7 protein-coding genes are annotated in these 12,673 nt (G+C 42.6%); 1 reads left to right on the forward strand and 6 read right to left on the reverse strand.

The annotated features are described in order from the left end of the window. The 6 genes from N482_RS04970 to N482_RS04995 form a co-directional block, all read right to left on the reverse strand. Positions 1-871 (reverse strand): hypothetical protein (locus N482_RS04970; protein ID WP_155730488.1); only part of this gene is annotated, 871 nt, incomplete at its 3' end. A gap of 408 nt (positions 872-1,279) precedes the next feature. Continuing rightward, positions 1,280-4,513 (reverse strand): S41 family peptidase, encoded by a 3,234-nt coding sequence (locus N482_RS04975; protein ID WP_081227762.1) that lies wholly within the window; start codon positions 4,511-4,513, stop codon positions 1,280-1,282. A 168-nt stretch (positions 4,514-4,681) separates the two neighbouring features. Further along, the gene (locus N482_RS04980; RefSeq protein ID WP_063376027.1) at positions 4,682-5,899 is read right to left on the reverse strand and encodes an NAD(P)/FAD-dependent oxidoreductase; all 1,218 of its coding nucleotides are present in this window, start codon (positions 5,897-5,899) and stop codon (positions 4,682-4,684) included. Then, positions 5,899-7,296, reverse strand: a complete 1,398-nt coding sequence (locus tag N482_RS04985; protein ID WP_063376028.1) for an NAD(P)/FAD-dependent oxidoreductase — start codon at positions 7,294-7,296, stop codon at positions 5,899-5,901. Before N482_RS04985 ends, N482_RS04980 begins: the two co-directional genes overlap by 1 nt. Next, on the reverse strand, positions 7,283-7,609 hold the full coding sequence (locus N482_RS04990) for a 2Fe-2S iron-sulfur cluster-binding protein (protein ID WP_063373013.1): 327 nt from the start codon (positions 7,607-7,609) through the stop codon (positions 7,283-7,285). Before N482_RS04990 ends, N482_RS04985 begins: the two co-directional genes overlap by 14 nt. A 352-nt stretch (positions 7,610-7,961) precedes the next feature. Continuing rightward, complete coding sequence (locus N482_RS04995; RefSeq protein ID WP_063376029.1) at positions 7,962-8,450, reverse strand: winged helix-turn-helix transcriptional regulator; 489 nt, start codon at positions 8,448-8,450, stop codon at positions 7,962-7,964. 260 nt (positions 8,451-8,710) lie between these two features. Here N482_RS04995 and putA point away from each other — a divergent pair, with 260 nt between their 5' ends. Further along, a complete protein-coding gene (gene putA, locus N482_RS05000) occupies positions 8,711-12,514 on the forward strand; it encodes a bifunctional proline dehydrogenase/L-glutamate gamma-semialdehyde dehydrogenase PutA (protein ID WP_063376030.1) in 3,804 nt (1,267 codons plus the stop codon). Positions 12,515-12,673: the final 159 nt, after the last annotated feature.

The raw sequence follows: 12,673 nt of genomic DNA on the forward strand, positions 1-12,673 counted from the left end.
CAACTACCTTGAAAAACGCCGCTATCAACCCATCCGTATTTAAAACCCAAGTAGGCTCAGTTTGATAATTATTTAATGTCGATTTATCAAAGCGATATAACTTGAAATCCTGAGTAGCAAAGTAAACACTACTGTCAGTGTAAAGAACGCTTCTTTCTACAATTGAGTAGTTTTTTTCATAGAATGGTTGTAAATACTTGGTATGTTTTGTTCCTTTCTGACGACTCAAATCGACAAAATTGCCTGCGATATTGACTGTTCTTGAAACTCTTTGACCACCAAACCCCACTGCTGTCAGGGTAATTGATTTATGCTGCCCAGGATAAATGTTTATATTTTTCGTACCTGATCTTGGTGATAATCCATTGGTAGTAAAGAGTACTCTTCCATTTTCTTTTTCAGTCACCGAGACGTAAGTAGCTCCTGAAGCATTCCAAGCAATTTGCGCTACCTGTGGAGAAACTAACTTACCTGTAAAAGCATTTAATTCAAGGCGAGTTGGTACCTGTGTTTGGCTATATTTAAACCCTGAACAACCGTATTTATGACATGACCGTACTTGAATTGCTCCGCTCAAGCTCCCCTTCGGTTTGAGTATATAGTTTGTGGCATTAACTTTGATCGTATCTGTTAATAATTGCCCAGATGCACTTTTATATTGATATACAATTTCATAATACTGGGCTTGGTCGGCTGGAGACCATGCCAGATTATATCCACCATCAATGCTTGTTTGCCAGAATTGAGAGGATTGCTCTGGTTTCAATTCAATGGGAATAAAAATGGTTATGTCAGATACTACGATGGGTGCATATGCCTGCTCAAACTCGCAATTACACTTGTAGACATCAGCGCTAAACCAATTGTCCAAGTTTTGTTCAACTTCCGTCCTTATTCTTTCATGGATAAAAAACGGGGAATATTATTTTATTCCTCTACACCATTCAATATTGCTTTAAATAAAACAATTAATCACCACAAGTAGAAAACAAGGGGTTCACAAAAGAATAAAAACCAAATAAAAGTTCAAACAATAAAAACAAAAATTAAATAAAAAAATCAGACTTAATAAATTCTAAAAAATAATCACACCACCCTCTCAGAATAACAAAAAGCTCTCACTTCAATTAAAACAACAAACATTAATTAAATAAAAATTAAAACAAAAACAAAAACAACTTAAATAAGTAAAAACCTCTTTAAAAATATAATTCCGTTATAATTAAAAAGGGGGCTGTGCCCCCTTTTATCTAGTTAACTTGATAACTAACCAAAAAAGTTAGTCAATAAATTTAGTCGGTGCCGGTGGCACAGTTAACTTCTTCTTCGGATTATCCTCAAGCTCTTTTAACAGCTCTTTAACTGCACGCTCAACAGATGGATCTTTACCAGCTTGGATTAGTTCTGGTCGATCAATCACTTCAATATCCGGGACGACCCCTTCATTTTCGATGATCCAATTACCATCATTATCAAGAATACGGAATGTAGCAGCAATTACCTGACCTCCATCAACCAAACGTGGGTTACCAGAAATACCGATTAAGCCACCCCAAGTACGTGTACCAATCAACTTACCTAAGCCAGCTTGGCGGAAGTAGTAAGGAATAGCATCACCGCCGGAACTTGAATAACCATTAATCAACATGGCTTTTGGTCCATCATGTGCAAATTGTGGTGTTTTCGTCGGGGTTACACCACGGCGCTTCCAGTAGTTAAGCGGTTTGCGCGCAAGCCATGTAATGACGTGTTCAGGAATAAAACCACCACCGTTATAACGATCATCGATGATCAACGCATCTTTGGTCGTTTGTGGCATAAAGTTTTTGAACATTGAGCGGTTACCTTCGTACGCCGTATTTGGAAGGTGTACATAACCTATGCGACCGCCAGAAAGCTCCTCTACGTATGCTTTGCGCGATTCAACCCACTGTAAATAACGCAAGCCAATTTCGCTCTTCACTGGCTTGACGCTAACTTTCCAGCTATCGTCAAAACTTGGTGACTTACTTAAGATAAGCTCTACTTGCTCGCCTTGCGTGTTCTCCAGTAGCTCATAGAAGTTACTTACTTCATTCACATTGCGACCATTTACAGCAAGGATAAAATCACCGTCACTTGCACGCACACCGGTTTCATTAAGCGGCGAACGGAAGTCTTCATGCCAATTTTCACCTTTAAAAATATGCTTGATAGTCACAAAACCTGAACGGTGACTTGCTACTTCTGCACCAAGTAAACCGTGCTTTTTACGCTTGCCTTTTGGCTCATCACCTGACTGTACGTAGATGTGACCAGCATTGATCTCGCCAGCAATTTCACTCAACACATAATCGATATCTGTACGATGTGCAGCAGCATCAGCCATTGGCTGATAACGTTTCAAGATTGCATCCCAGTCCTGACCGTGGTGATTCTCATCATAGAACCAATCGCGTAATGTACGCCAGCCTTCAGTGTACATCTGTGACCACTCGATGCGAGGGTCAATCTTTAGGTTCATTTTGCTTAAATCAAGCTGATTCGCTTTTAAGTCTTGTTTAGCTTTTGGCTTGATCACACTGTATTTGCTACCAGCTCGCACGATAACATGCTCGCGGTTAGCAGAAACCTTGTACTCACTCACACCTTTGGCAACCGTTTCTACTTTACCTTCAGCTTTATTTTCAACTAGCTTAAGCGCACCACCTGAAAGTGTCAGTACACCGCCTTTAACACCCGTCAAAGCACGATAATTACCAGCAGGAGCAGGCAGTGATACCACACGATCCATAAACCCATCGACTTGAATGCTGGTATCTAAATCAGCTTTGTCGGCATCGCTCTTGTCATCGCTAACAATGCTTGTTTCATCACTTTGCGGCGCATTGATTGGCTCAATTGAATCATTCACCGCCACTGAGTAAATACGGGTCGCTTTGTTAAATAGATAATCAAACTCGTATGAACTGAATGCTAGGTTGTAATCACGCTCAGACGTGAAATAAATATACTGACCATCTTCAGAAAATGTTGGATTGCTTTCAGAAGTCATATCATCGGTTAAACGACTTAACTTTTTACTGTCAAGATTGTAGTGCCAAAGTGATGCATAGCGGTTTTCGTTATTTTTAACAAAAACTAAGTCTTTACTGTTTGGCGACCACGTATACTGCGTAATGCTATTTTCATCATGTAAACCACGGTCTACTTTTGTTAGTTTTCCTGACTCAACGTCTAGCAACCAAACAATATGATCTTTGTCTGCAAACAATAGCTTGGAGTTATCAGGCGACCAAATAGGGTCAAAACGCCAAATCGTACCATTGTCTGTTAATTGCTTAACTTCGTTGTTGTTAGCGCGATCTTTTAAGTAGATTTCATATTCACCCGTTGCATCGCTCAAATAAGCCACATAACGTGCACTTGGCGACCACGTCGCCGCTATTTCACGACCTGTTGGTGTATGAGATAAATTACGTGTCGGCCCATTTTTCACTGGTACCGAGAAAATCTCACCTCGAGCAGTGAAAACCGCGCGTTTACCATCATGAGATACGTCCATGGAGTCAATGAATTTACTGACATTTTTGCTATAAGGCATCGCGTGTTTACGCACACCATCAATATTAATAGTCAGCTTTTCCGTCATCTTATTCGCTTCGTTGAAACGATATAAGTAGCCGCCATTTTCATAAACGATGGCATCAGGACCCGCGGATGGCCAAAGCACATCAAACTCTTTATGATCCGTCATTTTTACAGGCTTTTTACCTTCACGATATTTGTAAAGGTTAAGCGTGTAGTCTCTATCAGATACAAAGTAAATGCTGTCATTTACCCACGTTGGTTGCTGATCAGTCGCACGGTGAGTGGTAAGTTGCTCAGAGGTATTTTTTTCTAGATCATACACCCAAACATCTTGCGCACGACCGCCACGTGAACGCTTCCAAGTTCTGAATTCTCTGTCGATAGGTGTATAAACGAATTTGCTGCCATCCGCAGATAGCATACCGCCGCCACCTTCAGGGATCGCTAAAGGTTGCTCTAGGCCCCCTTCCACAGGCACCATATATGGGCGACCCATGCGCTTACCCCAAGGAGTACGGTTGGCGCGAAATACAATATGCTTACCATCAGGTGTCCAATCTAGTACACGGTAGTCAAAGCCACCTCGTGGAGGCATCGGACCCACATCGTTATAGTAAGTCAGCTGCTTTAACCCGGAGCCATCTTTATTGATGACATAGATCTGGCGGCTGCCATTATATTCGGCAGCAAACGCAACTTTTTCACCATCTGGAGAAAATTTAGGAAAGGTTTCAAAGCCTACATGATCGGTTAAGCGGGTGCTTTTACCAGTTTCGGTATTGGCTACATAAATATCACCAGAATACACAAAAGTGACGTGCTCTTTATGAATATCAGGGAATCTTAATAAACGAGTATCTTCCGTGCTATAGGCATTTGCCACTGGGCTCGCAAGTGGCCCAAGCACTGCAGCCATGGCTGCAAATAAATGCTTTATTTTCATTATTTTCTCATATTTAGCTAGTACTGTTACATAATAACAACTTCAAAAATAATGTCAGTTTGATGCGATAAAAAGCAAAAATCCGCTTTCAAATGGTTCGAGATTAAATAGCTAGCCTTATAGATGGCTTACTCTTGCATTGGTAAGCCATCTATATGGAAATGGTGTCTACTCTGCTTTGTCAAAAAAGCGCGTCACACTAAATGGGGTTAAATCGATTGAGGTAGGTTGGCCCATCACCAATTCGGTCATGAGTTTACCAGTGATTGCTGACGTTAAGATACCTGTCCTAAAATGACCACAAGCATTTAGATAGCCTTTAATACCTGGGACCTTACCTAAAATAGGCAATTCATCAGGTGTACCAGGCCTAAGCCCTGCCCAGCAACGTTTAATATTAGATTCATTTAAGATAGGCAAACATTTCATTGCACCTCGGGATAGCTCTTGAATTTTATCCAAGCTATTGGTGGTATCAAAGCCTTTTTCTTCGGTAGAAGAGCCTATCAATATTTCACCATTGTCTTTTTGCGCAATGTAACAATCACTGGTACTAATACAACCATTTAGAATTTTTGGCATACGCTCAGACAACACAATTTGGCCTTTAACTGGATAAACAGGCATGTCCAAGTCTGTGGCTTGTTTAAAGAGTGTATTCGCCCAAGCACCAGTTGCATTGATGACGGTGTCACTACGTAGCTCACCTGCCGCGGTTTTTAAGCCCAGTACTCGGTTTCCTTCGCGCAGTACATGCTCAATCTCAGTATGTAAAAATAGTTCGACGCCGTTTTGCCTCGCCGCCTCGGTATACGCTTCAACAAGACGATAAGGGTTCACTTGATGGTCACATTTGAAATCAATGGCGCCAATCGCATTAGGCGTCACGTATGGTTCTTCAGTCTTTAACTGCTCTGCATTCAACCAGCGGATCTGATCGCTCAAATGGGGAATACCACTGACAATCTGGTCGGCGTATAACTCATCTTCACGGTTGTACATAATAAACTTGAGCCCAGTTCGTTCAAACTTAAAATCTACATCATGCTTTGTGCGCAGCTCTTCATAGAGTTCTGGATACATAGCATTCGATTTTAATGCCAGTTCAAAAAAGCAATCTGGTAATTGGTGAGGACGCATCGTCGGTATCTCCTCACCTTGTGCTTCACTTTGCAGCTTTGACAAGGTTTTGAAAAAAATCACCCCACAACCAAGTCCTACCGACTCACCAATCGCCCACAGTCCACCAGCAGAGGCACGAGACGCATTACCGGGTTTTTTAATATCGACTAAGGCAATTTTAAGGTCGGTATCTCGACTTAAGAAATACGCACAAGCCGCACCAATGGCTCCACCACCAGCAATAATGACATCATATTTGCTCATCAATTTGTTTCTTCCATAAAAGTAAAGGGAATGGGATCTAAAGGAAATCGAGGTTTTATTACCCCTGTTTTTGGATTTTGATTATGGCCTGCTTGATGAAGCAAGTCTAACGCATAACTACTACAAGTTTTACCTTGGCAATCGCCCATGCCAATTCGAGTACGCATTTTCAAGGTAGTCAGATCTTTTACACCTTGCTGTATCGCATCGTCTAACTGCTTTTTGGTTGTTTGCTCACAACGGCACACCACAGTGTCATCTTGCGCCAAATTGAGTATGCCGCTTTGACGCTCGCTGAAGCGATCAAAACCAAACCTAAAACGTGAAATTCTGCCATGCCGGCGCATTATTTTGTTTTTCTCGTTGAGCGCCACACTGGCGGTCACGGCCCCTCGTTTTAAGGCGATATTCAGTGCGGCGATTTGGCCCTCACATATCGCGGCATCTGCGCCCAATAGACCACTACTATCACCCACAACATACATGTTGTTTTGATTACTGAGAAAGTTATCATCCAGCTCTGGTATGTAACCACTCACTTTTGTGTATTTATGTTCTATTCCTAACAGCATTGCCAATTGAGTACGAGCAACAAAGCCATACCCTACGCCAATAGCATCGACTTCAATTAAGTGTGAACGACGACGATCGGCCTGCCAATTGTCATCATATGGTGCAACCGTTATTCGCTCTAAACTTTCATTTCCCTGAGCATTCACAATGCCATAACCGTAGTAAAAGGGGATCTGATGTTTCTTTAGATACCCCATCATGCTCAAACCTGAGAGTGTTAATTTAGGTTTGTTCAAAAGTGCAACAGCTTCTTTCGCAAGTTTATTAAATGAACTAGCTTCATACACGCCAACGACATTCACACCGGCTTTGTGTAACTGACATGCAACCAATGGCAGTAATGGACCGGTCCCAACTAGCGCCATTTTGGCACCTGGTTTAACAAGGCCACTCTTTATTTGCAATTGTACGCCGCCAAGCAACATAACACCCGGTAATTGCCAACCTGGAAATGGCACACTGCGCTCATGACATCCCGTTGCCAAAATTAATTCACTGTAGCTTTGCGTAGTCAGTTCGCCATTTTCACTTAACAGTAACTGCTGCTTACCCTCGGGTCCTAATACGCGAGTTAATAACTTTAGGTCGATACAATCACGGTTACTTTCATATCGTGTACGAAGTGCACTCATAGCCCGCTGCAAGTTATCATCTAAGTGGGGCAAAGATGTCGTCCTGCGCAGTGGTCCTCTATAAATCACGCCGCCTATCTTTGGCGCTTCATCAATCACTATTGATGGGATCTGATATTTCCCTAACATGGCCGCAGCTGCGGTACCGGATGGGCCGCCACCAATAATCACTACAGGACTAGACTTTACCATTGCATAGTCCCTCTTCTTTAAAGCGGTTACTCAGTGTTTCAATGTTCATGTTTGGCTCCACCAAAGTTTGGCAAGCCCGTTGCTTGTGGCGTTTATTAATTTTAACGTGGCAGCAGTGACAAACTCCCATAGAGCAATATGCACCCGTGACGACATGTTTATCGTTTTCGCATATACGTTTTGTATTTGTTGCCTGCAATACAGATAACACGGTTTCTCCCTCACAGGCAGTGACCGGCGTATTATCAATTAGGACTTGAAACTGGATAGAGTCTAAAGGCGTAATATCCTTTGTACGCGTCGCTGTTGTCATTTTATTACCTTACTTACTTTACCGAATTCATTCTGCTCCAGACTAGGGTAAAAAATTGCCAACAAGAATCATAAATTTACAAAAGTTAAGCTTTTGTTGATCTAAATTAAGCTAGTGTCAAAAAGAGCTCATATGTAATGTACTGTAATGTATTTTTCCTTTCTTTTATGATTTAGGAATAAAAAAACAAAAAATAAAAATCCAAATATACAATAAGTTATAATTAAAAAAAGATTAAAGAAAAGGGCTTAGCGGTAACTATACATAAAGTATTTAATTAAATATTTTATTTCAAAAAACACAATAAAAAGAACTAAACCAATAAGTGGAAAGGGGAAAGTTGAAACAATTGTTAATTAACTGGTAATATAGTCACTCCTGCATCCTCTTTTACATGCTCAATAACCATATAAGTGTGATTTGTTCCTACCCAAGGTATTTCGACAATCTGGCCAAGTACTTCCCGATACTGATGCATATCTGTTACTCGAATTTTTAGTAGGTAATCAAAGCCACCCGCCACCATGTCACAGGACACTACCTCCGGGATCTCAATAACGTGTTGCTTGAACGTTTCGAATACCGATTCAGTCGAGCTTTTTAACGTGATTTCGACATGTGCCACCAGCTTCTGACCCAATTTCTCTGCATTTAGCCTTGCAGCATAACCTTCAATATACCCTTCGGCTTCTAGCTTTTTAACTCTGTCTAGACATGGGCTAGGACTTAAATTCACCGCTTTAGCAAGGTTAACATTTGAAATTCGGCCGTTTTTTTGCAGCACTTCTAATATGGCAGTGTCGATGCGATCTAAAACTCTGGTTTTTATTGAAAAGGTCATGCAGCATAAAGTTCTGAAATAAAGTCGTTATACCCTTAAATTTACCGTATTTAGTTAAAATAGAACAGCATATTCTGCTGAAACTTCTATACAATGCACTCGAGTTTGTATGGTGTTCCTGTGGTAAGGGCAAAGTTGTTTCTTATCACTCAGGGACTAAAATTTAACCACTGTAAATTTACACAGCAGCTGCTCTTTGAGCTGCAGAAGACACTAGCTGTCTTCGTAGTACTTAGGTTTTTATATTGAGGGTTTAACCTATGCTATTCCAAGGCGATTTAACAACTCAGTGTCCGATCCGTCAAAAGATCCGTGACTTCTACCGCATTGATGAAGAGACTGTCATCGATCACATTTTACCGCTTGCTGAAGTCGGTGTTTCTGCCCGTACTCGCGCATGGGAACGTGCGCGTCAAATGGTATTAAATATCCGTAAAGACCAACACGGTCAAAGCGGTATAGACGCATTATTAGAGGAGTACTCACTGTCTTCTGACGAAGGTGTAGTACTGATGTGTTTGGCTGAAGCGCTTTTACGCGTACCCGATGCATCAACGCAAGATATGTTAATTCGCGATAAGCTTAGCAAAGGTGACTGGATCTCGCACATAGGTAATAGTGATTCACTATTTGTAAATGCATCGAGCTGGAGCCTACTACTAACCGGTAAAATGGTTAACTACGCTGACAAAAACAAAGGCGAAAAATTTGGTTTACTAAAACGCACGATGGGTCGTCTTGGTGAGCCAGCAATTCGTAAATCGGTGCAATATGCGATGAAAATCATGGGCCAGCAGTTTGTAATGGGCACCACGATTGAAGCTGCACTTGAGCGCGCAAAAGAGAAAGAAGCCACAGGCTACGCATATTCATACGATATGCTAGGTGAAGGCGCGCGTACGATGGCTGACGCAGAGCATTACTTCAACAATTATTTGGCGGCTATCCATGTCATTGGTAAAGCGGCAAACGGCCGTGGTCCAATTAAGAGCCCAGGTATTTCAGTAAAACTATCTGCCATCCACCCACGTTATGAGTTTACACACCGCGACCGTGTTATTGCGGAGCTTGTGCCTAAACTAAAAGAGTTAGCACTTGCGGCAAAACAGTATGACATTAACTTCACAGTAGACGCCGAAGAAGCGGATCGTTTAGATATCTCACTTGATATCATCGAAGCGGTATTCTCTGATGACGCACTAGGTAACTGGAATGGCTTTGGTCTTGCTGTACAGGCATATCAAAAGCGGGCTATTTGGGTCATTGATTGGCTTGAAGCACTATGTCGCCGAGTTGGCCGCAAGATGATGGTACGTCTTGTAAAAGGGGCTTATTGGGATACTGAAGTAAAACTCACTCAGGCTGATGGCCTTGAAGACTTCCCGGTATTTACTCGTAAAGCAACAACTGACGTATCCTACAAAGCATGTGCAATCAAACTAATGAATGCACGTGATGTGATCTTCCCGCAGTTTGCAACACACAACGCATATTCTGCTGCTACTATCCTTGAGCTTGCAAATGGTGAATTCAATAACTTTGAATTCCAGTGTCTACACGGTATGGGTGACTCACTGTACAACCAAGTTGTAACAGAAGACAAAGTACAGTGTCGTGTATATGCGCCGGCTGGTCAGCACGAAGACTTGCTTGCTTACCTTGTTCGCCGTCTACTTGAAAACGGTGCAAACTCTTCTTTCGTAAACGCGATTGTTGATGAGTCTATACCTGTTGAATCACTACTTGAAGACCCAGTAGAAAAAATCCAACGTGTTAAGCACAAGCGCAATATGCAAATTACGTTGCCAATCGATCTGTACGGTAAAGAGCGTAACAACTCAAAAGGCCTTGATCTGACGAACGTAAACCACATCACACCTATGCGCGAAAACTTGCAGAAGTGGGTTGAGCAAAACTTAATGACAGCTTCAGGTGCACCAGAAGGCCACGAAGCGGTGTTAAACCCTGCTAACCACGACGAAGTGATTGGTTCTATTCGACATCAAGACGCTGATGAAATGAAGCAACTTGTTGCAAATGCAGAGACCGCATTTGCAACATGGGCGCAAACGCCAGTAAGTGAAAGGGCTGAGGTTTTGCGTCGCACAGGTGATGCGCTTGAGCGTCATCGTGACGAACTTATCGCTATGTGTATCAAAGAAGCGGGTAAGATCACGCAAGACGGCATCGATGAAGTCCGTGAAGCGGTTGATTTCTGTCGTTACTACGCAGCCAAAGCCGAAGAGCTTGCACTTGATGAGCGTTTTAGCCCGCGCGGTGTGATCTTATGTATCAGCCCTTGGAACTTCCCACTAGCAATCTTCCTAGGTCAAGTTGCTGCGGCTATCGTGACTGGTAACACCGTTATCGCAAAACCAGCTGAGCAAACTTCATTAGTTGCCCTTCGTACCATTGAAATAATGGAAGAAGTTGGCTTGCCAAAAGGTATTGTACAGCCTGTTATCGCACGCGGTAGTGAAGTTGGTAAGCACATCGTGCCGGATACACGCATCCAAACAGTGATGTTTACAGGCTCTACAGAAACCGGTACACGTATTTCGCAAACCCTTGCTGAGCGCGGCGGTGATCAAGTACCTCTGATCGCAGAAACAGGTGGTCAAAACTGTATGATCGTTGACTCAACTGCACTGCCTGAGCAAGTTGTTGATGACGTGATCTCATCAGGTTTCCAAAGTGCCGGTCAGCGTTGTTCAGCACTTCGCGTACTCTTCGTACAAGAAGAGATTGCAGATAAAGTGATCAACATGATCAAAGGTGCGATGAAAGAGCTACACATTGGCGACCCTGCGCATCTATCTACTGATGTAGGTCCTGTAATTGATCAAAAAGCATTGAATGCGCTAAATGAACACGTTGAGTACTTAAAAGGTAATGCAACACTGCATCATGAATGTTCACTGCCAGATATGGGCGAGACAGGTCACTTCTTCTTTGCACCGCGTCTATACGAGATCAGTGACCTATCAGTGCTGAAAAAAGAAGTATTCGGCCCATGTGTTCACGTGATCCGCTTTAAAGGTACTAATATCGACAATGTTATTGACCAAGTAAATAGCACTGGCTTTGGTCTGACAATGGGTATCCACACCCGTATTGAAGAACGTGCTGAGTACCTAGCAAAGCAATCGCGCGCTGGTAACATTTACGTTAACCGTAACATGATTGGTGCGGTCGTAGGTGTACAGCCATTTGGTGGTCGCGGCCTATCTGGTACTGGTCCAAAAGCAGGTGGCCCTAACTACATTGCTAGATTAGTAAAAGAAAACCAAGCTGCAGAAAATTTCCAAGCGACTAACATCAAAGCTGACGGTGAAGAGATCACCGCTTATCAAGGAGCACAAGAGCAAGTATCGCGTATGATGAATATCTCAAAACGCGACGAAAAAGCTTGGCGTGCAATGCCGTTAAACGACCGTGTATCTGTAGTACGTCAGCTACTTGCTAAGCTCGCCAAAGTTGAGGTCCTGGATACGCTTGCCGATGACTTAAACAAAACGCTTGCCGATGCACGTGAGCAACTTATTCACGTTGAAAAGCGTTTAGATAAGGTTATTGAACTACCTGGCCCTACAGGCGAATCAAATACCCTTCGCTACGAAGCACGTGGTTGTGTCGCCTGTTATGCAGATAAAGATACCTCGTTTAACTTCTGGGTGCTGTCTGTTATCACCGCTTTAGCAGCAGGTAATACCGTGATCACCGTTGTTTCTGACTTATTCCACGAAGAAGCAATTGCTTTTAGAGACAAGCTATTAAGCTGTGGTGTGGCAGAAGGCGTACTTCAGGTAGCTAAGCTTAACCAGCTCCCTGCACTCCTTGCACACGAGCACCTTACTGCTGCTGTAGTAGGAAGTGGCTGTGAGCGTAAAGGCTATGTCAGCACACAGCTTGCTGCACGCAATGGTGCAATTCTGCCTGTCATTAGCGCAGAATACTACGATACGTTATTGAGGCGTCTTGTTACCGAAAAGACAATCAGTATCGATATAACAGCTTCTGGCGGTAATACATCGCTAATGACGCTTGTCGAAGATGATTCATAAATCACGTCATAACTTAGTCGTAAACTAAATTGAAAAGCCAGCTTATGCCTGTCTCTTATACACAAATCCTCGCTAAGAAATTAGCGGGGATTTTTTTGAACTAAACTTCCTTAGTGTGATCAGATCTTCAAACCATACACCGAAGAAGATAATCATTGA

The organism is Pseudoalteromonas luteoviolacea NCIMB 1942, from assembly GCF_001625595.1.
Lineage (GTDB): Bacteria > Pseudomonadota > Gammaproteobacteria > Enterobacterales > Alteromonadaceae > Pseudoalteromonas > Pseudoalteromonas luteoviolacea_A.

Coding starts and splice junctions, on each gene's coding strand:
- N482_RS04975 (WP_081227762.1), bottom strand. CDS start 4,513: ATGAAAATAAAGCATTTATTTGCAGCCATGGCTGCAGTGCTTGGGCCA.
- N482_RS04980 (WP_063376027.1), bottom strand. CDS start 5,899: ATGAGCAAATATGATGTCATTATTGCTGGTGGTGGAGCCATTGGTGCG.
- N482_RS04985 (WP_063376028.1), bottom strand. CDS start 7,296: ATGGTAAAGTCTAGTCCTGTAGTGATTATTGGTGGCGGCCCATCCGGT.
- N482_RS04990 (WP_063373013.1), bottom strand. CDS start 7,609: ATGACAACAGCGACGCGTACAAAGGATATTACGCCTTTAGACTCTATC.
- N482_RS04995 (WP_063376029.1), bottom strand. CDS start 8,450: ATGACCTTTTCAATAAAAACCAGAGTTTTAGATCGCATCGACACTGCC.
- putA (WP_063376030.1), top strand. CDS start 8,711: ATGCTATTCCAAGGCGATTTAACAACTCAGTGTCCGATCCGTCAAAAG.